Raw genomic sequence first — 23,698 nt, forward strand, 5'->3', positions numbered from 1 at the left:
TGGCTCCGTTTATACACGGAGGACATCGATGGGGGACATCCGATCGGTCGTTCGCGCCGCCCGCGGGGCGCTCGAGCGCGAGGAGCGTCCGCCGCTCGGGCTGACGCTTCTGTGTGCCGGAATCGCCGCCGCGATGGTGTTACCGTTGAGCTGGCTCGTGATCGAGGCCGGCACGGTCGATCCGGAGCGTGCGCGGGAACTCGTCTTCCGGATCGGGACCCTCGAGGTGCTGGCGAACAGCCTGGCGTTGACCGCCGGCGTCACGGCCGCCTCGATGCTGATCGGGGTTCCGCTCGCCTACCTCACCACCCGGACGAACCTCCCGTTCCGGCGCTTTTGGACCATCGTCGCCGCCCTGCCGCTCGTGGTGCCGAGCTACGTCGGCGCCTTCTCGTTCGTCTCGGCGTTCGGCCCCCGCGGCGAGTTCCACGACCTGCTCGCGCCGCTGGGCGTCGATCGAGTTCCCGAGATATACGGACTGGGGGGCGGGATCCTCGTCATCACGCTGTACACCTACCCCTACGTCTACCTCACGACGCGGGCGGCGCTTCTGTCGCTCGACACCACGCTCATCGAGGCGGCGAGAACCCTCAATCACACGCGCTGGGGAACGTTCAAGCGCGTGACGCTTCCGCACATCCGGCCGGCCGTGGCCGCCGGCAGCCTGCTCGCGGCGCTCTATGCGATCTCCGACTTCGGGACGCCGGCCATCATGCGCGTCGAGGTCTTTACCCGCCAGATATACGTCGAGTACAACTCCTTCGGCCAGGAGTACGCGGCGCTTTTGTCCCTGCAACTGCTCGGGGTGGTCCTCCTCGTGTTGGCGCTCGAACAGTGGATCCGCACGGACCGAACGGTCGAGGCCGGATCGGGCTCCGGCGGCGAGACCCGGGCCGACCTGGGCGTCTGGCGGTGGCCAGCGATGCTGCTCCCGGGAAGCGTCGCCGCCGTCTCGCTCGTGGTTCCGGTGTGGATCCTCCTCCTTTGGCTCACGAGCACGGGGACGGACCGCCGCCCCTCGCTCGCCTTCGAGTGGAGCTTCGCCCTCAACTCCGCGACGGTCGCGCTCGCGGCGGCCGTCGTCGCCTCGGCGGCGGCGCTGCCGATCGCGTACTTCTCCGCGCGCCACGAGTCGGTGCTGGCCACCGTCTTCGAGCGGGCGACCTACGTCGGGTTCGCGGTTCCGGGGATCGTCCTCGCGCTGGCGCTCGTCTACTTCGGCGCGGGCTATGAGGCCCTGGAGATCCCCTACGCGCCGGCAATCTACCAGACGATCCCGCTTTTGGTCTTCGCCTACGTCGTCCGGTTCACCCCGCAGGCGGTGGGCACCCTCAGATCCGGCGTACTCGGCGTCGATCCGACGCTCGTCGAGGCCGCTCGGTCGCTCGGCGAGACCCCCGGCGGAGCCTTCAGACGCGTCACCCTTCGTCTCATCGCGCCGAGCGTCACGGCCGGGGCGGCGCTCGTCTTCCTCACGACGATGAAGGAACTCCCGGTGACGCTCATCCTGCGGCCGACCGGCTTCGAGACGATCGTCACCCAGATCTGGCGCGCCCAGGCGGCCGCCTACTTCCAGTACGCGGCCGTTCCGGCGCTGTTGCTTTTGGCCATCTCGGGGCTCTCGATGGTGGTGTTGCTCGTCGGGAGCGGACGAGAGGGGCTTTGAGGAGCGACCGCGTACGGAGAGGGGAGTCGCTCCTCGTCGGCCCGCGCCCCTACTCGTCGACGCGCGCCTCGCCGCCCGAGAGCATCTCGAGGACCTGCATCACGCCGGAGTTGTCGTCGTGGTCCATCCCGTTTTGGAGCATCGTCTTGTAGAGCTCGTGGTTGATCGCCGTCTGGGGCATCGGCGAGCCGAACTCCTCGCCCGCGTCCGTGGCGATGCGCAGGTCCTTGTACTGGTAGGCGGCGAAGAATCCGGGATCGAAGTCGCCCTGGATCATGTCGGGCGCGCGGTTGTCGAGGGCCCAACACCCGGCCGCGCCGCCGCTTATCGCGTCGACGACCGCCTCGAGGTCGGCGCCGGCGTTGTCCGCGAAGACGAGCGCCTCGCTGACGCCGACCATCTGGGCCGCGACGACGATCTGGTTGCACGCCTTCGTCGTCTGTCCGGCGCCGCTCGGGCCGCAGTGGGTGATCGTCTCGCCCATGGCCTCGAGCACGTCCATCTGGGCCTCGAGCGCGTCCTCGTCGCCGCCGACCATGATCGAGAGCGTCCCGTCGATGGCGCCCTGCTCGCCCCCGGAGATGGGCGCATCGAGCATGTCCACCCCTTCCTCAGCGAGACGGTCCGCGACCGACTCCGCCACCGTCGGCGAGATGGTCGAGTGGTCGATCACGGTCATCCCTTCGCTCAGACCGTCGATGACCGGATCCGACTCGGAGCCCTCGCCGAGAACCACGTTCTCGACGTCGGGCGAGTCGGGCAGACAGAGGAGCACGACGTCGCTTCGCTCGGCGACGCCCGCGGGCGATCCGCCGTCCTCGCCGCCGTACTCGACGAGCTCCTCGGTCGGCTCGTCGGAGCGGTTGTACCCGACGACGGAGTAGCCCGCGTCGATCAGGTTCTTCGCCATCGGCAGTCCCATGATTCCGAGTCCGACGTATCCAACGGTTGGTGTTGGCATGGCTCCATATGGGGGCATGGTGCCTAAAAGTCTAAGCCCGATCGAGGCGATCGACCGGTCGGAATCCGATCGCGGAGGTCGGCTGTCGGGAGCGAGTCGGAGAGGACGACGTTCCGAACCCGATCGCGGCTTGCGCTCCGTCGACGGCCGGGCGATCGCCCAGGGTTTTTAAGCCGACGTCGCCGCAAGGGCGAGCCATGTGTACCCATGGTCGGTGAGGCACGAACCCCGACGGAAGGGGAGGGACCGCTCGACGGCGTGACCGTCCTCGACGCTTCACGGGTGCTCGTGGGGCCGTTCTGTACGATGCAGCTCGGCGATCTCGGCGCCGAGGTGATCAAGATCGAACGCCCGGGCGAGGGCGATCAGACCCGCGGATGGTACCCGCCGTCGTTCGGCGGATCGGAGACCGACGGAGGAGCGGATCGAAACGTCGGCGACCTGGAGGGTGGCGACGGGAGGGACGGCGACGGGAGCACCGGATCCGACGCGGGAGATTCCGAGGACGCGGGCGAGAGCGCCTACTACGTGAGCGTCAATCGCAACAAGCGCTCCGTCGAGTTGAACCTCGCGAGCGAGGCCGGCCGCGCGGTGTTTCGCGACCTCGCGGGCGAGGCCGACGTGCTCGTCGAGAACTTCCGGGTCGGCAAGATGGCCGAGTGGGGACTCGACTACGGCGACCTCCGCGAGTCGAATCCCGGGCTCGTCTACTGTGGCATCTCCGGCTACGGCGAGTGGGGCCCCGACCGCGACAAGCCCGCCTACGACATCATGATGCAGGCGCGCGGCGGGCTGATGAGCATCACCGGAGTCGAGGGAGGCCCGCCCGTTCGAGTGGGCGTGGCGCTCGCCGACGTCGGCGCCGGGATGTACGCCACCCAGGCGATCCTCGCGGCGCTGCTCGAGCGCGAGCTCGGCGACGGGAGCGGCCAGAAGGTCGACGTGAGCCTCCTCGACGGGCAGGCGGCCTGGATGAGCTACATGGCGACGAACTACTTCGCCTCCGGCGAGCCGCCGGGTCGAATGGGCAGCAAACACCCGAACATCGCGCCCTACCAGGCCTTCGAGACGCGCGACGGCTACGTCGTCGTCGCCTGCTCGTCGGACCCGTTCTGGCCGCCGCTCTGTGAGGCGCTCGACCGCCCCGATCTCCTGGCCGACGAGCGCTTCGAGACGAACACGAAGCGGGTGAGAAACCGGGAGATCCTCGATGCGGAACTCGACGCGGAGTTCGCCGAGTGGACGACCGAGGAGGCGCTCGAGGCGCTCTCTGCCCACGACGTCCCCGCCAGCCACGTGCGGGACATGGAGGAGCTGTTCGAGGACCCACAGATCCGCGCCCGGGGCATGCGCGTGGAGATGGACCACCCGACGGCCGGCACCGTCGAGATGCCCGGATCGCCGATGCACCTCTCGCGGACGCCGACCTCCTACCGGCGCCACCCGCCGCTCCTCGGCGAGCACACGACGGACGTCCTCTCGGAGTACGGCTACGGCGAGGACGACCTGCGGCGGCTTCGCGAGGCGGGAGCGATCCCGGAGGAGTGAGCCGGTTCGGCCGTCTCCTCAGTCGCCCAAGTCGCGCCAGGACAACACGGGATCGCGCGCGGCCGACACCTGGTCGATCCGGCGGGCGGTCGTCCGGTTCGGCGACGACTCGATCGTCTCGTCGTCGTCGCCGAAGGCGCGGTCGAAGGCCTCGCCGAGATCGTCGAGCGACGACCGGCTCTCGATCTCGGTCGGCTCGGTCAACATCGCCTCGGGGACCATCTCCGGCCACTTCGTCGTCGGCGGGTGGACGCCGTAATCGAGCATCCGCTTCGCCACGTCGGCGGCGTCACGCTCGCCGGCCGTGGCCGCGAACTCGTGGTGGAAGGGCCCGTAGGGCACCTCGAGGTCGATCCGCTCGGCGAGGTAGTTGGCGTTGAGGACCGCCTTCGCCGAGGCGTCGAGGAGTCCCTCCCCGCCGAGACGGGCGATGTAGGCGTACGCCTTGATCAACACGAGCCAGTTCCCGGAGAAACCGTGGACCTTGCCGATCGAGCGCTCGGGCTCGGTCAGCTCGTAGCCGGCTCCGCCCTCCCGCTCGCGAACGTGCGGGGTCGGCAGGAACTCAGCGAGTTCGGCCGTCACCCCGACCGGACCGGCGCCCGGACCGCCGCCGCCGTGGGGCGTCGCGAAGGTCTTGTGGACGTTGTAGTGCATCACGTCGAATCCCATGTCGCCCGGTCGAGCCCGGCCCAACAGCGCGTTGAGGTTGGCGCCGTCGTAGTACAACAGCCCGCCCGCGTCGTGGACGATCGCCGCGATCTCCTCGATGTCGCGCTCGAAGAGCCCGACCGTGTTCGGGTTCGTGAGCATCAACGCGGCGGTCTCCCCGGAGACCGCCGCCCGAAGCGCCTCGAGGTCGACCCGGCCGTCGTCGTCGGAGGGCAGCTCCACGACGTCGTAGCCCGCGAGCGCCGCGGTGGCGAAGTTCGTCCCGTGAGCGGAGGCGGGCACGATCACCTCCGAGCGGTCGTCGCCGCGGGACTCGTGGTAGGCCTTCGCGATCCGGATGCCCGTGAACTCGCCGGCGGCACCGGCCGGCGGCTGAAGCGTCACCGCGTCCATCCCGCCGATCGTCGCGAGGTACTCCTGGAGGCCGTGGCGAACCGCGAGAGTCCCCTGGGTAGAGGCCGCGGAGCGGTCGGGGTGGACGAGCGCGTTCGGGTCGGCGGCGACGTCCTCGGTGAACGGCGGATTGTACTTCATCGTACACGACCCGAGCGGATAGGGCCCGGAGTCGATCGACCAGTTCATCTGGGAGAGCCGGGTGTAGTGGCGGGCCAACTCCGGCTCGGAGAGCGAGGGGAGCGTCAACTCCTCGCGGGTCAGATCGTCGGGCAGCGGGCTCTCCTCGCGGACGTCGACCGTCTCCTCGCGCTTTTCGGCCAACAGCGGCTCGTGTCGGTCCTCGTCCTCGCGGGTGTACCGGGCCTGGTCGTGGCGCATTCAGGCCACCTCCTCGAGGGCGGCGACGAGGCCGTCCATCGCGCGGGCGTTCTCGTCCGTGACACACGCCTGCAGCAGGTGGTCGTCGATCGCGTGAACCGCGAATCCCTCGGCCTCGAGGTCGTTCGCGAGCGCCGGCGCGGGCTGGTCACAGCGGATCGCGAACTCCCGGAAGTGGTGCCGGTCGTGGACGGGCGCCTTGTACCCCGTGAGGTCGTCGATCCGTTCGGCGAGCCTCCCGGCGTCGCGCACGCACCGGTTCGCGAGGTCGACGAGCCCGTCGGGACCGAGGTGGGTCGCGTGCATCGCCGCGCGCAGGGCGACCCACGCCTGGTTGGTACAGATGTTCGAGGTCGCCCGCTGTTTGCGGATGTGCTGTTCGCGCGTCTGGAGCGTGAGCGTGTAGGCGCGGTCGCCGGCGGCGTCCTCGCTCGCGCCGACGAGCCGGCCCGGAACCTGCCTGAGGAACGCCTCGCGACAGGCGAACAGTCCGAGCCCCATGCCGTCGGCCACCGGCAGGCCGAGGGCCCCGGCGTCCCCGACGACGACGTCGGCGCCGACGCTCGCGGGCTCGCGAAGCACGGAGAGCGCGAGGACGTCCGAACCGAGCACGAAGAGCGCGTCGTCGTCCGCGGCGAGGTCGCCGATCGCGGCGAGCCGTTCCTCGATGCAGCCGCGAACGGTCGGGTTCTCCGCGTAGACCATGACGACGTCCTCGCCGAGACGCTCCGCGAGCGCGTCGACGTCGGCGATCCCGTCGTCCATCGGGTAGGACTCGACGGCGAGGCTCGCGCCGTCACAGTATCCCTCGAGCACCGCGCGCTTTCCCTCCCGCAGGTGATCGGGGACGAGAACGACGTTCCCGTCCGCCGATCTGGTCCGGTCGGCGAGCGTCGCGGCCTCCGCGAGCGCCGTGGCGGCGTCGTACATCGAGCAGTTCGCGACGCCCAGTCCGGTGAGCTCGACGAGGATCGACTGGTACTCGAAGAGCGCCTGGAGGAACCCCTGTGCGATCTCCGGCTGGTACTGGGTGTAACTCGTGAGGAACTCCGAGCGGTCCGCGAGGTGATCAACGACGCTCGGCACGTAGTGTGCGTAGTGACCCCGACCGAGGAACTCGACGAGGTCGTCGTTTCGCGCGAACGTGCGCGAGAGCTCCTCGCGAACCGCCCGCTCGGAGCGTGCGGGAATGTCGAGTTCGCCGTCGAAGGCGACGGGGCCGGGAATGTCGAAGAGGTCGGCCTCCCTCTCGACGCCGATCGTCTCGAGCATCGCCGCGACCTCCGCGTCCGTGTGCGGGGCGTACGGCGTCCCGGAGCCGGTAGGAACGCGGCTCGCTCCGCCGGACTCGGACTCGGAGCCGATCCCGCCCGATCCGTCGGAGTCGGAGCGGTCGCCCGTCATTCGATCCGGTCTCGGTACTCGGCGGCGGTGAGGAGATCGTCGAACTCCCCGTCGTCCGCGGGGTCGATCTCGAGCATCCAGCCGTCGCCGTAGGGGTCCTCGTTGACCAGCTCGGGCGCGTCGAAGAGCGCCTCGTTGACGGCGACCACCTCGCCGGAGACCGGGGCGTACAGGTCCGAGACGGCCTTTATCGACTCGACGACGCCGAAGGTCTCGTCGGCCTCGATCTCCTCGCCGGGGTCGGGCAGTTCGACGAAGACGACGTCGCCGAGCTCGTCCTGTGCGAACGCGGAGATGCCGATCCGCACGGGGTCGTCGGTGGTCGTCCACTCGTGTGATTCCAGGTAACGACGGTCGTCGGGTACATCGAAGCTCATGGTGTGGTGAAATGGAGGGTCAACGGTCGAGAAACGGGGGCGATCGCACGCGAGCACGCTTCCTCTCGCCGCGAACGACGACGCCGACCTCGGCGCCGTCCTCGGCGGCGTCCGCATCGAGGTAACCCAATCCGATGGGCTCTCCGAGGGTCGGGCTCATCGTACCGGAGGTGAGGTGACCGATCTCCTCCCCGTCGACGTCGGTCACGGCGTATCCGTTCCGGGGGACGCCGCGTTCGGTCAACACGACCCCCGTAAACCGCTCGTCGGTCCCCGCGTCCGACTGGGCCGCGAGCGCGTCCCGGCCCCGGAAGTCGACGTCGAGGTCGACGACGAATCCGATCCCGGCCTCGTAGGGGGTCCGCGGCTCCGCGTCCGGATCGAAGTCCTGTCCCGAGAGCAGAAAGCCCATCTCGATGCGGAGGGTGTCGCGGGCGCCGAGCCCGCAGGGGCGACACTCGAGGGCGCCCCAGACCGGCTCGGCGTCCTCGCTCGCACAGAGGACCTCGAAGCCGTCCTCGCCGGTGTAGCCGGTCCGCGCGAGGAGGCACTCGACGCCGGCGATGCGGGCGTGGTCGAACTCGAAGCGGCCGAGGTCGCGGACGTCCGCGAGATCGGGGCGTCCCGTCCCGGAATCCGGGTCGGCAGCCTCGGCGACCAGGTCCGGCGCGTCCGGGCCCTGGACGGCGACCATGGCCCACTCGTCTGTAACGTTCTTGACGGTTGCGTCGAGGTCCGCCGCGTCGCGGTGGTCGACCCAACGTTCGTAGGCCGCCTCGTCGTGGCCCGCGTTCGGGACGAACAGGTAGGCGGGGTCGTCGGAAAACCGGCGGTAGACGACGACGTCGTCGAGCATGATCCCCTGGTCGTCGGTGACCGCGGTGTACTGCGCCTCGCCCGGATCGAGGGCGGCGACGTCGTTCGTGGTGAGCCGCTGCATCAACGCCGTCGCGTCCGGTCCGGCGACCTCGATCTCGCCCATGTGGGAGACGTCGAAGATCCCCGCCGACTCGCGGACCGCCGCGTGCTCGGTCCGGATCGAGTCGAACTCGACCGGCATGTCCCACCCGCCGAAGTCCACGAACGAGGCGCCGGCCGCCTCGTGGACCGCGTGAAGTGGCGGTGTGCGTCGGGCCATGTCGACACCTCGCCCGCTCGCGCCAAAGGTTTTGCCATGGCGTCCGCGCGGACGGGACCCGGGACCGTTCGCGGGAGGAGCGAGGACGACCGATCGACGGCGAAGCGATCAGCACGCATATGCCGACGCGAGCGATACGGGACGTATGGACGCGGAAGGAGACGGAACGGACCGGGACTCGGGGACCGCCGGGGACGCGGGTCCGGAGGTCGGCGGTGAGAGGGGTCCGGACCCCGACGCGAAGGCGACTGTGGACCCGGAGACGGATCCCGTCACGGACCCCGAAGCGGATCCCGTCCCGGATCCGAACCCGAGCGGGATCGGCGGCTTCCACGTCGACCGGACCGTCGGCGTCGCGCTGTTCGTCGACGGGCCGAACGTGTTGCGCGACGAGTTCGACGTCGACCTCGACGACGTTCGCGAGGCGGCGGGCGAGGAGGGACCGCTCGTGACGACTCGGCTCTACCTCGACGAGCACGCGACGCCGGGGCTCATCCAGGCGGCGGAGGCCCGCGGCTTCGAGGTCGTGATCACCTCGGGGGACGTCGACGTGAAACTCGCCGTGGACGCGACGCGGTTCGCGGCGGAGGGGCGGATGACCACCCTGGCGATCGCCTCGCGCGACACCGACTTCAAGCCGGTCCTGGAGACGGCGAACGGATACGGCGTCCGCACGGTCGCGATCGCGCCCGGCGAGTTCGGCCGGTCGGACGCGCTCCGAAACTCGGCGACGGACTCCGTCACGCTCGACGGCGACGTCTGAGCGAACGCGGGGGCTGAGGGCGGACAAACGGAACGGTCAGGAGCGAGGTCTCAAGCGGAGACCGGCTCGCCGAAGGCGTAGACGGTGTTGTGGCCGGTCACCTCGACGGTGGCGAACTGGCCGGGCTCGAGGCCGTGTTCGTCCGCGTTCTGAACGATGACCTGTCTGTACGCCGAGTCGCGACACTTCACCGAGTCGCCGGTCCCCTCCCGGACGACGAGCACGTCCCGGACGGTCCCGACCATCGACCCGTAGGCCTCGCCGACGACGTCCATCTTCAGCTCGGACATCGCCTTCGAGCGCTCCTTCTTCACCGTCCCGCCGAGGCCCTTCATGTCGGCGGCGTCGGTGCCCGGCCGCTTCGAGAATCGTGTCACGTTGATCTTCTCGGGCCGGACCTCCCGGAGGAGGTCCATCGACCGCTCGTGGTCGTCGCTCGTCTCCGTCGGAAATCCGACGATGAAGTCCGTAGAGAGCGTCCAGCGGTCGAGGCGATCGTCGAAGGTCGAGACGATCTCGCGGAACTCGTCCACCCGGTGTTGTCGCCGCATCGACTCGAGGACCTCGTCGCTGCCGGACTGTACGGGCGCGTGGATGAAGTCGTAGAGCTTCTCGTTGCGGGCAAAGACGTCCGCGAGCTCCTCGCGGATGCCGTGGATGCCGCCCGGGTTGGCCATGCCCAGGCGCACCCGAAAGTCGCCCTCGATCTCACAGATGCGGTCGAGCAGCTCGGGGAGCTTGCGCTCGCCGTCGTCCCACCCGTAGACGCCGGTGTCCTGGCCGGTCACGCGGATCTCCTTCGCCCCGGCGTGGACGAGCGCGCGGGCCTTCTCGAGGTTGTGCTCTATCGGCGGGGAGTCGACGCGGCCGGTCGCGAACTTCGTGATGCAGTACGAGCAGTTCGACATGCAGCCGCGGGCGATGGGGAGGATGCCGACGACGCCGTCGAGCACCGGCTCGGCGTCGGCGGTGGGTGTCGGACACTCCCCGTTTCGCACGTGGGTCGGTACCTCGTCCCAGTGGAGGACCTCGGCGTCGATGCCCGCCTCGCGGAACTGTTCGCCCTGCGCGAGCGCCATGCATCCCGTGACGACGAGGTCCGCGGTCTCCTCGGCGAGCTCCTCCGCGCGCCGGAGCATGTTGCGTTCGGTCTTCTCGACGACGGTGCAGGTGTTGAGGATGGCGACGTCGGCGTCCCCGGGACCGTCGGCCGGACGGTGACCGCCGTCCCGCAGGGCGCGTTCGATCTGCCGGCTCTCACCCCGGTTCGACGTACAGCCGTACGTCTCGATGTGGTACGTCGCCATCGGTTGTCCCCGATAGCGCGCCTGCGGGCAAAAGGACGACGGATCAGGCTTGGAAAAATACGGGTCGAATCCGGACACCCCCGCGGAGACCCCGACCGAACCACGGTACCGAACCACGTCGTCTCCCCGTGTCGTGCCGGTTTTCACGCCCCCGACGCAAGGCGGCGTATGGGCTTTGGAAGCTACGACGAATCCGAACAGGAGACGCAGAGCCAGGACGACGAGGACGACTCCGAGGCCGTCAACGTCCACGAGAACGAACACGACGGCTCGGTCTCCTTCGAGAGCGAGGCGTCGACGGACGACCTGGTCGGGCGACTCTCGGAGATGCGGGACGCCGAGGACGACGCCGAAGGCGACGCCGACACCGCGTGAGCCTGCGCGGTCGGAGAGACGCACGGACGCCGATCGCCGCGGAGGGGCGTCCGGGAGGACTTTACGGCCGCGTCCGGTACGTCCACCGTGAATCCCGCCGACGTCCACGACCAGTGGGCAAGCCGATCCGGGGAATACTCGCCGCAGTACTACGCCTACTACGGGCCCGACGAGCGGAGCGAGCGGGTCCGCGAGGTGTTCGATCGGGTTCTCGAGCGGGACGCGTCGATCCTCGAGTTGGGCTGTAGCTCCGGGCGTCACCTCGCGCACCTGTATGACGCCGGCTTCGAGGACCTCTCGGGGATCGACCTCAACGACGAGGCGTTCGAGGTGATGGCCGAAGCCTATCCGGAACTGGCCGAGGCCGGAACGTTCCACGTCGGGTCGATCGAGGAGATCGTTTCCGAGTTCGAGACCGACCGATTCGACGCGGTCTACTCCGTCGAAACGCTCCAGCACCTCCATCCCGACTCCGAGTGGGTCCTCGAGGAGCTGTGCCGGATCACGGCGGATCTCCTCGTTACGGTGGAGAACGAGGGCGATATCGAGGATGACGCCCAGGACGACGTCGGGGATGACGCCCAGGGCGATCTGAACGCCGACGTCGAGAACGACGTCGAGAACGGAAGCGGGACGAACGCCGCCCCCGAGGTGAACTACGTCGACGAGGACTTCCCGCTTTATTATCGCGACTGGAACCGCGAGTTCACGGAACTCGGACTCACCCAGATCGAGGTCCGATCGGGCGACCGCGACGTTCTTCGGGCGTTCCGAGTGGAGTGAAACGTCGAGAGACCTCGGGACCCCTCAGTCGGATCGCTCCGCGTGCGCTCCCCACGTCTCCCAGATCCGGGCCGCCACGACGAGGTAGCCGACGATGACGATGAGCAGCCGCTCGCCGGAGTAGGCGAGCGGGAAGATCCGTTCGACGTCCGCGGGTTCCTCTCCGGGAGAGGGATTGACGCCCGTGTAGTAGTGGGTGTTCTCGGTCGTCCCGCCGACCGTGCCGCCTTCCTCTAAGTCGACGAACGTCTGAACGAACCCGCGCTGGTTCGAGAGGAACGCCCGTCCCTCGAGCTCGTAGAAGCGGTCGTGGAGCGGCCACAGGAGGTTGACCCCGTTGACGAAGGCGTCGTGGAGCGTGTGTCCGAGGGTGGCCGCGACGACGGCGACCCAGAACACCCGGACCCCCCGATCGCCCCAGCGTGAACGAACGGCGGATCGGTCCCGCCACCGCACGTCCCACGCGAGGAGCGCGAGCGCGACAGCCGGCCAGACGAGGTTGTGAAACAGCGCGCGGTGGAGTCCGGTGGCCCACACGTCCACGAACGTGTCGAGATCGATCAGGGCGGCGACGAGCAGGACGGCCGCGATTCCCTTCGCGTCGAAGCGTCGCCCCAACAGCGCGGTTCCGATCAGTCCCGCGAACGCCACGTGAACGAGGGTCGACGGCATACCGATCCCAGGACCCGTTCGTGATTAGGGGTTTCGTCGGAGCGGGAGGGTCAAAGGGACGTCACTCGATCCGTTCGACCCGCTTCGAGACCGTCTCCTCGAGGGCGGCGGTCAGGTTGTAACAGACCGAGACGCAAAGCCCCGCGGAGAAGATCGTGACCCGAGCGCCGATCGGGGCCTCGATCAGAAAGTGCGTGAGGCCGATCGGAACGAGCGCGGCCAGATAGTGTACGGCGGCCAGGACGTGATACGACGGGGACGAATCGAGCTCGATGGTGTCTATCGCCCCGCCGAAGGTGGTGACCGCGAGCAGCGCGAACCCCGTGATCGCGCCGGTGGCGTAGGCGATCACGCCGGGGGAGGCGAGGACGCCGAACCGTTCGATGAGGAGCAGTCCGGAGCCCCAGAACGCGATGGTGAACCCGTAGGCGAACGACTCGTCGACGAGGATGCCCCGGAGGAGCGTGCGGTTCATCGATCCGTCAGTCACGCGCGCGAGACATAAGTGCTCGCGGCATCGTCCGAGAGGGGAGCGAAATCGCGAGGATGCTAAGCGAATCCCCCGAGCCCGGGGGTTCACGATCCGGGAGTTCGCGAGCCGGGAGTCAACGGTACGCCTCGAACTCCCGACCGAAGGCCAGGAAGTATCCGGTTCCGACGACGCCGACGGCGGCCGCGACGGTGAAGGCGACCTCGGGACTCACGAACTCCCAGAGGTACCCGCCGAGGGCCGCGCTGGGGATGACGATCGTATTCCGGAGGAGGTAGTAGGTCCCCGTGACGCGACCGCCGGACCCTCGCTCTGCGGGGCCGACGATCAGCGCCTTGTGGGAGGGCAGCCCGGCGAACCGGAGCCCGGAGAAGGCGAAGACGAGGACCATGGTCCACTCGATCGAGAGGGCTGGAGACAGGATCGCGGGTGCACCGATGAGCACGACCGGAAAGAGGGCGTACACCGAAAAGCCGAGCGCGACGACCGGCTTGAGCCCGATCCGCTCTGCGGCCTTGGCGGCCGGCGCCATCGAGAGGAGGGCGATCAGCATCTCGACGCCGAGGAGGTACCCGAAGAACGCCTCCGGGGAGAGGTCGACGGCGAACGATCGACCGAGCGCCGACACGGTCGCATCGAGCCCGACCTCGTAGAACTGCGTGATCACGAGCACGAAGAAGACGTAGACCATGCCGTTCGCGAAGCGGACGAGCGTGTCCCCGACGAGCAGCGGCCGAAGCTCCGGGGGCATCTCGCGGAGGTCGCGTCGGATCGCGTCGATCCCGGAAAACGAGTCGCCGAGGGTGTCCTCGCTCGCGTCGTAGAGGAGGTGCTGGGCGACGGTCCCGACGATTCCGAAGACGACCGCCACGGCGAGGACGTACCGGAAGCTCACCTCGAAGTTCGGATGGAGGCCGATGAGGACGGCGGCGAGGACCGGGCCGATCAAAAACGCCGTCCGCCGGAACGTCTCCGTGCTGGCGAAGCCGGCCGCGAGCCGCGAGGGATCGGTCGCCTGTTTGACCACTGCGAAGGTCGCGCCGAGCCCGAACGACTTCCAGGCCTGCGCGAAGACCAGCCCGACGAAGATCCAGATCCACGGCCGGATCGCGACGTCGGCGACCGTGATCGTTCCGACGCTCGGGGCGAACAGCCAGACGGCGAACCCGAGCGTCGACACCAGTCCGAACAGCGTCAACGCGTACCGCGATCCGAGCCGATCGGAGATCGCGCCGCCGGGGTACGGATAGACGGCCGAGATGACGTTGCCCGCGGTGCCGAAGAGCCCGACGACGAACCCCGAAGCTCCGAGCGCCACCATGTACTCGGGGAGAAATCGGTTCGTCATCTGGAAGCCGAGGCTGAACGCGAACATCGCGAGCGACAACACGAGCACGTCGCGCTCGAGGGCGAAGAACCGTCGAAACGCGTTCAGAGCCCCCGATTCGTCCAGGTCGTCCGCCGATCGATTTCGTGTCATGATCGGATTCGCCGCGGTCACCTCGAGCGGGTCGGCGGCCTCGTTCCTACGTGGATCGTAGGGGGGCAAAAAGGACCACCATGCCGACGGAGACCATCAACAGGAGGACGTTGAGTCCGGCCGCCTACCCGTGGTCAGTCGCCCCGGGGCTTGACCCCGAGGTATTCCGCCCTGACTGCGGATACATATCGGTGGGAGTGATCGACGACTTCCCCAACGCGGATCGACCCCGTCGGAGCGATCGATGGCCGTACGATCCAATGGAGAAGAAGCGGGCTCGGCACTCACGACCCGCTGCGGCCCTCCCGGCCCCGATAAGCCAACCGAACACCCTTCTTGTAGCGCCCGGTATATGCACCAATGCGTGTTCTCGTCGTTGGATCGACCGGGTTCGTCGGCAGTCGGCTCGTCGAGTCGCTGCGCTCGGCCGGCCACGAAGTCGTCGCCTTTTCGAGGAGCGCGAGCCGGTCGACGTTCCCGGACGACGTCGAGAGATTCGAAGGCGACCTCGGTGACCCGGCATCGCTGAAGGGGCTCTGTGAGGGGATCGACGCGGCCTACTACCTGATTCACTCGCTGACGGCCGCGAATTTCGCGGAACTGGACCGGACGTATGCCCGCCGGTTCCGGGAGCTGGCGTCGGCGGCCGGCGTCGACAGGGTGGTCTACCTGAGCGGCATCAGCGGCGATGAGCGGAACCTCTCGCCACACCTCGCCTCCCGCCGGGAGGTCGAGTCGGTGCTCGAGGCAGGGAGCTTCGATCTGACCGTTCTCCGGGCGGCGATCATCATCGGTGCCGGCAGCGCGAGCTTCCGTATCGTCGACGACCTCACCGACCGACTGCCCGTGATGGTGGTCCCGAAGTGGGTTCGGACGCCGTGTCAGCCGATCGGCATCGAGGACGCCGTCGCCTACCTGATCGGCGTCCTCGACGTCGACGAGACCCGGGGCGGAACCTACGACATCGGCGCGCCGACGGTGTGGTCCTACGAGTCCCTGCTGAAGTTGACCGCCCAGGAGAAGGGAAAGCGCGTCCTGATCGTGCCGGTGCCGGTGATGTCCCCGAGGATTTCCTCGCACTGGCTCCGACTGACAACGGACGTCCAGTACGCCATCGCCCGGCCGCTGGTAGAGAGCATGCGGAACCCCGTGACGGTCGACCCCGAGCGCGATCTGCAGTCGGTCGTCCCCATCGATCAGACGCCGGTCGAGGTGGCGGTCCGGCGGGCGCTTGCGGAGGACTGATCAGGGCTCCTCGGCGGAGGGATCCTCGACAGGTATCTCTCGGGCTCGGCGGAGGTCCTCGAGGTGGGCTGCGGCGTCCGCCGACAGCGGGAACGTGCCGTCGAGTTCCGCCACCGTTCGCCCGTGGATCAGTCGTCCGAAGGGGACGCCCCCGACAGCGTAGGTTCGTTTCAGCCCGTCAACGAGCGGGTCAGCCAGGCACGTCCGGCGGAGGACTTGCGAGACGGTCTCCTCGCCGACGTGGACGGAGTCACCCTCAACGAGGATGAACGCGAAGGGGCGAGCATCGAACTGCGCCTCGAGGAACGCCTGTACAGGCTCTGCGTCCCAGCGGACGGCCACGATCTCGTCCGACCGATGGGTGGCCGCCTCGACGACCGCGCGGAACAGCGGATTGCTACCGTCGTAGACGAGGAGCGACTTTTTCACGGGGGCTGTAGGTGCTTTGAGGGTTTGAGTGTTTGTGAGGAGGGGGTCGTCTAGACTGGCCTCGGCACTCATAGGGCTCGTCACGGCCGGTGCCGAGCCGGCTCGGAGCGGTCGATCGTCATCGGCCGGGGCCACGTACGGTCGTCCGGCGGGTAAATCCTCCCATCGAGCGGGCGCGTGTCCCGCCGCCGGAAGTCGCTCGACGTCGAGTCCGTGTTCCGGGGATACCGCGGGAGGGTCCCGACGTCGATCGACCCGCGAAGCGATCCGGGTCCCAGGCGATTCGCGCCCGGATCTCGAACGGTTAATCGCCACGGTCCTCGGGACGAATGGGCGGGATTTAAGCGCCCGACGACCCCCTCTTCGGATGGCAATGAAGCTTCACGAGTATCAGGCGAAGGATCTCTTCGCCGACGCCGGAATCCCGGTTCCGGACTCGCGGCTGGCGGAGACCGTCGAGGAGGTTCTCGACGCCGTCGAGGAGATCGGGTATCCGGCGGCCATCAAGGCACAGGTACACGTCGGCGGCCGCGGCAAGGCCGGCGGCATCAAGATCGCGGGCGACCGCGAGGAGGCCGAGCGGTACGCCGAGGAGATCCTCGGGATGGATCTGAAGGGCTACACCGTCGACCGCGTCCTCGTCGAGTCCGGCGTCGACTTCGTCGACGAGCTATACGTCGGCGTGACGATGGACCGCGGCGCGGGCCGACCCGTCCTGATGGTCTCCACCGAGGGCGGCGTCGACATCGAGGAGGTCGCGGCCGAGACGCCCGACGCGATCGCACGCGAGCACGTCGACCCGGCGTTCGGCCTGCACCCCTACCAGGCCCGCAAGGTGGTCTACGAGGCGGGCGTCGACCGCGACGTGGCCGGCGACGTCGCCTCGATCCTCTCGACGCTCTATGATCTCTACGAATCCAACGACGCCTCGGAGATCGAGGTGAACCCGGTGATGATCACGGGCGACCGCGACGTGGTCGCCGCCGACGCCGTGATGAACATCGACGAGGACGCGCTGTTCCGCCAGCCCGAGCTCTCGGAGCTGGCCGAGGAGTCCTACGAGGACGACCTCGAGCGGAAGGCCGGCGAGTACGGGTTCGATTACGTCCGGCTGTCGGGCAACGTCGGCATCATCGGCAACGGTGCTGGCCTCGTGATGACGACGCTCGACCTCGTCGACCACTACGGCGGCGAGCCCGCGAACTTCCTCGACGTCGGCGGCGGCGCGAAGGCCGAGCGCATCTCGAACGCGCTCGACATGGTGTTTTCGGACCCCAACGTCGACTCCGTCGTCTTCAACATCTTCGGCGGGATCACCCGCGGGGACGAGGTCGCAAAGGGGATCAACGAGGCGTTGAGCCAGTTCGATGAGATCCCGAAGCCCGTCGTCGTCCGCCTCGCGGGGACGAACGCCGAGGAGGGCATGGAGATCCTGAACACGGACCTCATCGAGGTCGAGGAGACGCTGGAGGAAGCCGTCCAGCGTGCGGTCGAGAACGCCCAGGAGGTGGCCCAATGAGCATATTCGTCGACGACGACACGCGCGTGGTGGTACAGGGCATCACCGGCGGGGAGGGCAAGTTCCACGCCGGCCAGATGATCGACTACGGCACGAACGTCGTCGCGGGCGCGGTGCCGGGCAAGGGCGGCCAGGAGGTCGCCGGCGTCCCCGTCTACGACACCGTCGACGAGGCCGTCGAGGCCGAGGACGCCGACGCCTCGGTCATCTTCGTGCCGCCGGCGTTCGCCGCCGACGCGATCTTCGAGGCGCTCGATACGGACCTCGATCTCGCCGTGGCGATCACCGAGGGCATTCCGACCCAGGACATGGCCAAGGTGAAAAAGCGGCTCTCGGAGGTCGACACGCGGCTGCTCGGTCCCAACTGTCCGGGCATCATCACGCCGGGCGAGGCCAAGCTGGGCATCCTGCCGGGCAACATCTTCGCGGACGGCAACGTCGGGCTCGTCTCCCGGTCCGGAACGCTCACCTACCAGGTCGTCGACAACCTCACCAACCGCGGCATCGGGCAGACGACCGCGGTCGGCATCGGCGGCGACCCGATCATCGGGACCTCCTTCATCGACGCGCTCGAGGCGTTCGAGGCCGACGAGGAGACCGAGGCGGTCGTGATGTGCGGCGAGATCGGCGGCGAGGACGAGGAGCAGGCCGCCCGGTTCATCGGCGAGCACATGGACACGCCGGTCGCCGGCTTCATCGCCGGCCGCACCGCGCCGCCGGGCAAGCGGATGGGCCACGCGGGCGCCATCGTCTCCGGCTCCGGAACCGGCACCGCCGAGTCGAAGATCGACGCGCTCAACGCCGCGGGCGTCCCGGTCGGCGACACCCCCGAAGAGGTCGCAGACCACATCGAGAGCTTCCTGTAACGCTCACCGCAACGATTCCGCCACCGGCTTTTCCGATCGTAAAACCGACCACTTAGACGCCGGCGACGTCCTCGCGATACGTCGAGAGCCGGTCGCGGGCGGTCGCTATCTCGTCGCCGTCGTCGATCTCGGCTTCGATCTCCGAAAGCGCGTTCTGGAGCCGCGCGAGCGTCCCGTGATCGAGCGTCCGACCGGCGTCGACCGCGCTCTCGAGCCGGTCGGCGATCGACGCGAGACGATCGTCGAGTTCGCCGTCGGTTCGTTCGCGAGCCGTCTCGATCGAGTCACGCGCCGCCGTGAGTAGGTCGGGGTCGGGCATGATCCGGAGTAGAGCGTCGACCGGCAAAACGGTACGGTTCGAAGCGACGGCGGGACGACGCTGAGACGGTCGAGGCTTATATACCGTCGGCGAGTACGGAGGAGACGACCCCAATGGGACTGTCCTCGATCCTCGGCGGCGTGGTGAAACTCGGGCTCGCGTTCGCGGTGATCGTCGCCGTCGTCGGGGTCGGGGGCGTCATCGGGATCTGTTCGGCCACCGAGATGACCTGCGTCTCCGATCCGGGCCCGATCGAGACGCCGACGCCGGACGGAGCCACGACGTCGGAGGCCTCCTCGACGCCGAGCGAAGCCTCGACGTCGGACGGCGACGAGACGGGTACCGAGGCGTCACCGGGGACGGAAGCGGCGGGCGGGACGACCCGCACCGAAACACCGGATCCGGAGCAGGACAGGATAGAGGGGCCCGATCCGCCCGCGTATCCGCCCAGAACGGACAAGCAGTGGGACGGGACGCTGGAGTTCGACGGCGACCCCGGCGAGACGATCGCGGAGGGGGACCGCTGGCGGGTCTCCTCGGAGGACGTCGAGCGGTTCCTCGCCGAGGACGTCAACGACTACCGCGAAGAGAACGGCAAGAGCCGACTGGAGTACAGCCACGCGCTGGCGAGCGTCTCCCGCGAGCACAGCGAGGACATGCACGACAGGGACTACTTCGCCCACGAGAACCCCGACGGCGAGCGTGCGTGGGACCGATGGGGACACGGCCACTGTCGCGAGTGGTACGGCGAAAACCTCTTTCGGAGCTGGGCCAACGCGCCGCTGGAGGGGGCAGACGAGCCGCTACGCACCGCTGACGGCCTGGCTCAGCGAACCCTTCGCGGCTGGAAGAACTCCCCGCCGCACGACGAGGCGATGTTGGAGGACTCCTGGGACGCCGTCGGCTACGGGGTCTACCTCGTGTACAGCGACGACGACGACGGAAGCTACGAGATGTACGTGACGATGAACATGTGCACCTACAACGAGAACGAACGGTGAGAACGGTCACACCGTGCGGATGAACAAAAATGAACGGGCACAGTGAGTCTTGCCTTGGGGGGATTGAGCTACCTGTAGTGCCGGATTCATCACCTCCGAACTCCCGCACCTCGTAGACGTTGAATTCGCGTTCCTCGTCGGCGTCGTCAGGCGTGTAGGTACGGGTTTCCTCGGTACACTTGATGATATCGACTACATCGCCCCTCGCCGAGATCGTTGGACTCGAGCAGACGATCGATCTGCTTGTTCGACCACATGCACACGACGTCGCCGAGACCGCGAGCGATCTCGAGAACGGTCGTGTCGTAGTCACCGCAGTTGGGAGTGATCGCACGAACCTCGCCCACGACGTTCTCGTCGGGCTCGAGATCGATCCATTCGGTATCGTAATCGTCCTGTTCCTCCGTGTTGGCCTCGACGGGTTCGAGATCGTCGAAAGCCGGGGTTTTCTGGGTCGACATCTGCAAATGGGTCAAGACGCAAAACCATAGTTAAACTCGATATGGCTCTGTGAAACTATAAATTAAAAGAAACGATGAGTATAGATGATCGTATGTCTGTCGAAGAGTGTTGTACTCCGGTAATGAAGTGTTAACTAATTCTCATTTCCGAGAAACGCATCCTCAAATATAAGTATCAGACCATCAACGTAGGAGTATACACACACGGTTTGTCAGAGGTGTGTGTTGTTAATCAACCATGGAACTCAAAAAGATATTCAACGAGGATAGGGCTGTGAGCCCCGTTATTGGGGTAATTCTCATGGTCGCTATCACTGTGATACTGGCGGCTGTGATTGGTACATTCGTATTAGGTCTTGGAGACTCAGTGGGACAGAACGCCCCACAGGCATCATTCAGCTACGACTATAATATGTCCGCAACACCAACTGAGGTTACAGTCACTCACGAGGGCGGGGATACCATCACTAGCGACAATGCGAATTCGATTAATATCACCGATGAAGCCGGAGGTTCCACAAACTGGGGTCTAGATATCTCAGCAGGTGATAATAAAACACATACCGGCTTTAGCGCCGGAGATGAAATCCGGGTTATCTGGACTGCACCAGACGGTTCAGCCACGCAAACGATCGGGAGCTCCACGGCACCAAACTAATGAACATTAAAAAATTACTCAACGACGATCGAGCAGTGAGCCCCGTTATCGGGGTCATACTCATGGTCGCTATCACCGTGATACTGGCGGCTGTGATTGGTACGTTTGTACTGGGGCTCGGTGATTCGATTGGAGACAACGCGCCGCAGGCATCATTTGACTTCGACTACGGAAACACCGGCTCCGTCACGGTCACACACGAAGGAGGCGATACTCTGAACTCAGATAATTCAAATCAAGTGAACGTAACCAGTCCTAGTGGTACTGACACATGGGACCTTCCGATTAGTGCTGGATCAACCTCACCATCGGTGAGTGTCAGTAGTGGCGAAGAAGTCCGCGTGATTTGGGAATCACCAGGCGGTGGTGAATCCGCGACACTCGCCAGATCGACCGCGCCGTAATCAACGGAATAGACAATCCATTTTTTGTAGATCGTGGAACCAACTGCCCAATCAGTAGCGCGTACATACTCCGATCGGGTGTACACCGATCCGTGGGAGAAAGTTCTTGACTATCGACAGGTCAAGGAATATCGGGCGAAACACCCGAACGCCGGTCGTACCAGAATCGGAAAGGCACTCGAATTGCCTCCGGGTCGAGTTCGAGCGTGGATCAACGACGGAATGCCGGATTCCGTCCACGGCATTCAAACTGCGCTCGATTACGGCTGGATCGATCCCGATCCAACTAGCGATACGGCCCAAGCGCTCATCGAGCTGCTTGCGCACGTGCTCGCTGGAGGAAGCATCAACGCCAACTTTTCACCACGTCTCACGGGTGGCAATCGGGTTGGTTTGGAAGAATTACAGCGAGCGTTCACATCCGTTGGCGTGGACTCGACGATCCAACACGAAGACGTCGAGGGACGAGCGACCGAAGTGGTCGCAGCTGATGACGGTTCAGTCCTCGGCCGGTGTCTCGTCGCGATGGGTGCAGTCCACGGATCGAAAACCGATCTAAAGACCTTCCCAGGCGTCGTTGAAGACGTTCCCGTCGACGTCCGGGCGTCGTTCGCGCGCATCTATGCACGGCATCGCGCGGTGAGCTACGAACAGAAGGATACCACCCGCATCACGGAAGATCGACCGGAAAGGTACCGTAACGACCTCCGTGATCTATTCGTCGACGTGACTGGCAAGCAAGTGACCGTGGACGACAGCGGTCTTACCCTTTCAGCAGCTGCGTCGCGATCTCTCGGGATCGGACGGATTGAGATCGATCCGTAAGATGGGGACCAATCCGACCACGATCGCAAGATCGTAACGGTCCCCGTCAAGAGGTCGCCGATCGCACTCCAAAGTGACGAGCGCCAGCTGACCACGCGGCAGGCATATCTGACCACCGAGCTGCACCGACGAACTCGAACGAGGGATGTTTCGGCGAAAGCCACTAAACCGCAGGTTTTGGCACGGGCACGGTGGGATTCGAACCGGATCCAGACGTGCTCGCTTCGCTGCGCGCGACTGGCAGGGTTCGAACCCCGGTGTCGTCACTCCTCGCTTTGCTCGGAGATGACGGGCACGGTGGGATTCGAACCCACGACCATCGGATTAGAAGTCCGACGCTCTCATCCTGGCTGAGCTACGTGCCCTCATCCGTAGCTGTGTCCGATCGGTTAAAAGCGGTGAGGTTCGTCGCCGACGCCTCGTGAGGGTCGCCGTCGACGTTCGGAACCGATCGCAAAACGCGGATCGGGGCGGAGAGGCCGCGCTCCGCAGGCCTTAATGTCGGGCGCGGCGGACGAACCTACGATGCGCGTTATCGGCACCGTCGGGCTTCCCGGCAGCGGAAAGGGGGAGGCGGCGACGGTCGCGAACGAGGAGGGGATCCCCGTCGTGGTGATGGGCGACGTGATCCGCGAGGAGTGTCGAGAACGGGGACTCGACCCCGCCGAGGACCACGGGCGGATCGCGGGTGCCCTCCGCGAGGAGGAGGGCGAGGACGCGATCGCGAAACGGACCGTGCCGCGGATCCGCGAGGCGCTCGCGGAGTCCGACGCGGACGCGGTGGTGGTCGACGGCCTCCGGTCGATGGTCGAGTTGGAACGCTTCCGTGAGGCCTTCGGCGACGACTTCACGCTCGTGTCGATCCACGCCCCCTTCGACGTTCGCGCCGACCGGCTGGCCGACCGAGGTCGCGACGCCGCCGACGAGTCGATCGAGGCGCTTCGCGAGCGCGACGAGCGCGAACTGGATCTCGGCATGGGCGAGGTGCTCGAGGCCGCCGACGTCGAGATCGACAACGTCGGCTCGCTCGCGGCGTTTCGCGAGCGGATCCGGAAGGTGCTCGGCGTGTCGGAGGGCGCCGTGGAGGGGGACCGATGATCTACAGCATCGACGTCCGGATCGAGGCGCCGGTTCGAGACACCGAGGTGACGGACCGGGTCGCGGACGCGGTCGAGAACGTGTTCCCGGAGGCGGACCTCGAGTTTCGAGACGGGAGCCTCGTCGCCGAGACCCACACGCTCGATCCCTTCTCGGACGTGCTCCACGAACAGGAGATCCTCGACACCGCCCGCCGGGTGTTCCGCGACGGCGCCGACGAGGAGGGCTTCGCCTTCGCGTTGAAAAAGCAGGCCGCCTACGAGGGGGTCGTCAACTTCGCGGTCGGGTCGCCGGACGAGCTCGGCGACATCGCAGTCGACGTGACCGTTCGGGAGCCGGACGTCGACTCGTTCATCACCTACGTCGCGCCCGAGACCGAGGAGGGCGTCCCGATCGACGCCGACGCCCGCGATCGCGGGTCGTGACACGGACGGGTACCCACTCCACGGACGCGTTTCGCTTC

General features: G+C 66.9%; 26 protein-coding genes and 1 tRNA gene. 14 read left to right on the forward strand and 13 right to left on the reverse strand.

Annotated features, from left to right (window positions below; genetic code table 11):
- Positions 1-28 precede the first annotated feature (28 nt).
- Positions 29-1,666 (forward strand): ABC transporter permease, encoded by a 1,638-nt coding sequence (locus ACFQE9_RS10045; RefSeq protein ID WP_379744015.1) that lies wholly within the window; start codon positions 29-31, stop codon positions 1,664-1,666.
- Between the two features lie 49 nt (positions 1,667-1,715).
- Here ACFQE9_RS10045 and ACFQE9_RS10050 read toward each other — a convergent pair whose 3' ends face one another.
- Positions 1,716-2,627: an NAD(P)-dependent oxidoreductase gene (locus ACFQE9_RS10050; protein ID WP_379744017.1), complete on the reverse strand. Its 912-nt coding sequence runs from the start codon at positions 2,625-2,627 to the stop codon at positions 1,716-1,718.
- Between the two features lie 207 nt (positions 2,628-2,834).
- Between ACFQE9_RS10050 and ACFQE9_RS10055 the strand changes: the two genes are divergently transcribed.
- Positions 2,835-4,175 carry a CaiB/BaiF CoA transferase family protein gene (locus tag ACFQE9_RS10055; RefSeq protein ID WP_379744019.1) on the forward strand — a complete coding sequence of 447 codons (1,341 nt, stop codon included), beginning with the start codon at positions 2,835-2,837 and terminating at the stop codon, positions 4,173-4,175.
- An 18-nt stretch (positions 4,176-4,193) separates the two neighbouring features.
- Here the strand turns inward: ACFQE9_RS10055 and gcvPB are convergent, their stop codons facing one another.
- The 4 genes from gcvPB to gcvT are packed head-to-tail and all read right to left on the reverse strand — an operon-like array spanning position 4,194 to position 8,540.
- Complete coding sequence (gcvPB, locus tag ACFQE9_RS10060; protein ID WP_379744021.1) at positions 4,194-5,621, reverse strand: aminomethyl-transferring glycine dehydrogenase subunit GcvPB; 1,428 nt, start codon at positions 5,619-5,621, stop codon at positions 4,194-4,196.
- On the reverse strand, positions 5,622-7,025 hold the full coding sequence (gene gcvPA / locus ACFQE9_RS10065) for an aminomethyl-transferring glycine dehydrogenase subunit GcvPA (protein WP_379744023.1): 1,404 nt from the start codon (positions 7,023-7,025) through the stop codon (positions 5,622-5,624).
- Positions 7,022-7,402 carry a glycine cleavage system protein GcvH gene (gene gcvH, locus ACFQE9_RS10070; protein ID WP_379744025.1) on the reverse strand — a complete coding sequence of 127 codons (381 nt, stop codon included), beginning with the start codon at positions 7,400-7,402 and terminating at the stop codon, positions 7,022-7,024. The genes gcvPA and gcvH overlap by 4 nt, the downstream gene beginning before the upstream one ends.
- 19 nt (positions 7,403-7,421) lie before the next feature.
- A complete protein-coding gene (gene gcvT / locus ACFQE9_RS10075) occupies positions 7,422-8,540 on the reverse strand; it encodes a glycine cleavage system aminomethyltransferase GcvT (protein WP_379744027.1) in 1,119 nt (372 codons plus the stop codon).
- 319 nt (positions 8,541-8,859) lie between these two features.
- Here gcvT and ACFQE9_RS10080 point away from each other — a divergent pair, with 319 nt between their 5' ends.
- Positions 8,860-9,303, forward strand: coding sequence for an NYN domain-containing protein (locus ACFQE9_RS10080; protein ID WP_379745573.1), 444 nt, complete (start codon positions 8,860-8,862; stop codon positions 9,301-9,303).
- A 50-nt stretch (positions 9,304-9,353) separates the two neighbouring features.
- Here the strand turns inward: ACFQE9_RS10080 and ACFQE9_RS10085 are convergent, their stop codons facing one another.
- Complete coding sequence (locus ACFQE9_RS10085) at positions 9,354-10,610, reverse strand: tRNA (N(6)-L-threonylcarbamoyladenosine(37)-C(2))-methylthiotransferase (RefSeq protein WP_379744029.1); 1,257 nt, start codon at positions 10,608-10,610, stop codon at positions 9,354-9,356.
- 168 nt (positions 10,611-10,778) lie between these two features.
- Between ACFQE9_RS10085 and ACFQE9_RS10090 the strand changes: the two genes are divergently transcribed.
- Both ACFQE9_RS10090 and ACFQE9_RS10095 read left to right on the forward strand, forming a co-directional pair.
- Positions 10,779-10,985 carry a DUF5786 family protein gene (locus tag ACFQE9_RS10090; RefSeq protein ID WP_379744031.1) on the forward strand — a complete coding sequence of 69 codons (207 nt, stop codon included), beginning with the start codon at positions 10,779-10,781 and terminating at the stop codon, positions 10,983-10,985.
- Positions 10,986-11,072: 87 nt separating this feature from the next.
- Positions 11,073-11,768, forward strand: a complete 696-nt coding sequence (locus ACFQE9_RS10095) for a class I SAM-dependent methyltransferase (RefSeq protein ID WP_379744033.1) — start codon at positions 11,073-11,075, stop codon at positions 11,766-11,768.
- Positions 11,769-11,792: 24 nt separating this feature from the next.
- On the opposite strand, the gene ACFQE9_RS10100 is transcribed toward ACFQE9_RS10095, so the two are convergent.
- From ACFQE9_RS10100 to ACFQE9_RS10110, 3 genes are all read right to left on the reverse strand, one after another.
- A complete protein-coding gene (locus tag ACFQE9_RS10100) occupies positions 11,793-12,440 on the reverse strand; it encodes a metal-dependent hydrolase (RefSeq protein WP_379744035.1) in 648 nt (215 codons plus the stop codon).
- A 61-nt stretch (positions 12,441-12,501) separates the two neighbouring features.
- Entirely contained in the window at positions 12,502-12,915 is a 414-nt protein-coding gene (locus ACFQE9_RS10105) for a hypothetical protein (RefSeq protein WP_379744037.1), read from the reverse strand.
- Positions 12,916-13,045: 130 nt separating this feature from the next.
- Positions 13,046-14,410 carry an MFS transporter gene (locus ACFQE9_RS10110; RefSeq protein WP_379744039.1) on the reverse strand — a complete coding sequence of 455 codons (1,365 nt, stop codon included), beginning with the start codon at positions 14,408-14,410 and terminating at the stop codon, positions 13,046-13,048.
- 360 nt (positions 14,411-14,770) lie between these two features.
- Here ACFQE9_RS10110 and ACFQE9_RS10115 point away from each other — a divergent pair, with 360 nt between their 5' ends.
- Positions 14,771-15,655, forward strand: a complete 885-nt coding sequence (locus ACFQE9_RS10115) for an NAD(P)H-binding protein (protein ID WP_379744041.1) — start codon at positions 14,771-14,773, stop codon at positions 15,653-15,655.
- On the opposite strand, the gene ACFQE9_RS10120 is transcribed toward ACFQE9_RS10115, so the two are convergent.
- Positions 15,656-16,084: a hypothetical protein gene (locus ACFQE9_RS10120; protein ID WP_379744043.1), complete on the reverse strand. Its 429-nt coding sequence runs from the start codon at positions 16,082-16,084 to the stop codon at positions 15,656-15,658.
- A 373-nt stretch (positions 16,085-16,457) separates the two neighbouring features.
- Here ACFQE9_RS10120 and sucC point away from each other — a divergent pair, with 373 nt between their 5' ends.
- A complete protein-coding gene (sucC, locus tag ACFQE9_RS10125; RefSeq protein WP_379744045.1) occupies positions 16,458-17,603 on the forward strand; it encodes an ADP-forming succinate--CoA ligase subunit beta in 1,146 nt (381 codons plus the stop codon).
- Entirely contained in the window at positions 17,600-18,469 is an 870-nt protein-coding gene (sucD, locus tag ACFQE9_RS10130) for a succinate--CoA ligase subunit alpha (RefSeq protein ID WP_379744047.1), read from the forward strand. Before sucC ends, sucD begins: the two co-directional genes overlap by 4 nt.
- A gap of 52 nt (positions 18,470-18,521) precedes the next feature.
- Here sucD and ACFQE9_RS10135 read toward each other — a convergent pair whose 3' ends face one another.
- Positions 18,522-18,788 (reverse strand): DUF7553 family protein, encoded by a 267-nt coding sequence (locus tag ACFQE9_RS10135; RefSeq protein ID WP_379744049.1) that lies wholly within the window; start codon positions 18,786-18,788, stop codon positions 18,522-18,524.
- A gap of 113 nt (positions 18,789-18,901) precedes the next feature.
- Here ACFQE9_RS10135 and ACFQE9_RS10140 point away from each other — a divergent pair, with 113 nt between their 5' ends.
- Positions 18,902-19,789: a CAP domain-containing protein gene (locus ACFQE9_RS10140; protein ID WP_379744051.1), complete on the forward strand. Its 888-nt coding sequence runs from the start codon at positions 18,902-18,904 to the stop codon at positions 19,787-19,789.
- Positions 19,790-19,935: 146 nt separating this feature from the next.
- Here the strand turns inward: ACFQE9_RS10140 and ACFQE9_RS10145 are convergent, their stop codons facing one another.
- Positions 19,936-20,250: a hypothetical protein gene (locus ACFQE9_RS10145; protein WP_379744053.1), complete on the reverse strand. Its 315-nt coding sequence runs from the start codon at positions 20,248-20,250 to the stop codon at positions 19,936-19,938.
- Positions 20,251-20,488: 238 nt separating this feature from the next.
- On the opposite strand from ACFQE9_RS10145, the gene ACFQE9_RS10150 reads away from it, so the two are divergent.
- The 3 genes from ACFQE9_RS10150 to ACFQE9_RS10160 are packed head-to-tail and all read left to right on the forward strand — an operon-like array spanning position 20,489 to position 22,137.
- A complete protein-coding gene (locus ACFQE9_RS10150) occupies positions 20,489-20,908 on the forward strand; it encodes a type IV pilin domain-containing protein (RefSeq protein ID WP_379744055.1) in 420 nt (139 codons plus the stop codon).
- Positions 20,908-21,312 carry a type IV pilin domain-containing protein gene (locus ACFQE9_RS10155; RefSeq protein WP_379744057.1) on the forward strand — a complete coding sequence of 135 codons (405 nt, stop codon included), beginning with the start codon at positions 20,908-20,910 and terminating at the stop codon, positions 21,310-21,312. The genes ACFQE9_RS10150 and ACFQE9_RS10155 overlap by 1 nt, the downstream gene beginning before the upstream one ends.
- A gap of 33 nt (positions 21,313-21,345) precedes the next feature.
- Positions 21,346-22,137 carry a hypothetical protein gene (locus ACFQE9_RS10160; RefSeq protein WP_379744059.1) on the forward strand — a complete coding sequence of 264 codons (792 nt, stop codon included), beginning with the start codon at positions 21,346-21,348 and terminating at the stop codon, positions 22,135-22,137.
- Between the two features lie 289 nt (positions 22,138-22,426).
- On the opposite strand, the gene ACFQE9_RS10165 is transcribed toward ACFQE9_RS10160, so the two are convergent.
- Positions 22,427-22,502 (reverse strand) — tRNA-Arg (locus ACFQE9_RS10165).
- A gap of 160 nt (positions 22,503-22,662) precedes the next feature.
- Here ACFQE9_RS10165 and ACFQE9_RS10170 point away from each other — a divergent pair.
- Positions 22,663-23,235, forward strand: a complete 573-nt coding sequence (locus ACFQE9_RS10170) for an AAA family ATPase (protein ID WP_379744061.1) — start codon at positions 22,663-22,665, stop codon at positions 23,233-23,235.
- Positions 23,232-23,660 (forward strand): RNA-binding domain-containing protein, encoded by a 429-nt coding sequence (locus ACFQE9_RS10175; protein ID WP_379744063.1) that lies wholly within the window; start codon positions 23,232-23,234, stop codon positions 23,658-23,660. Before ACFQE9_RS10170 ends, ACFQE9_RS10175 begins: the two co-directional genes overlap by 4 nt.
- The last annotated feature ends 38 nt before the right edge of the window (positions 23,661-23,698 follow it).

The organism is Halopenitus salinus (genome assembly GCF_042662125.1).
GTDB classification, from domain to species: domain Archaea; phylum Halobacteriota; class Halobacteria; order Halobacteriales; family Haloferacaceae; genus Halopenitus; species Halopenitus salinus.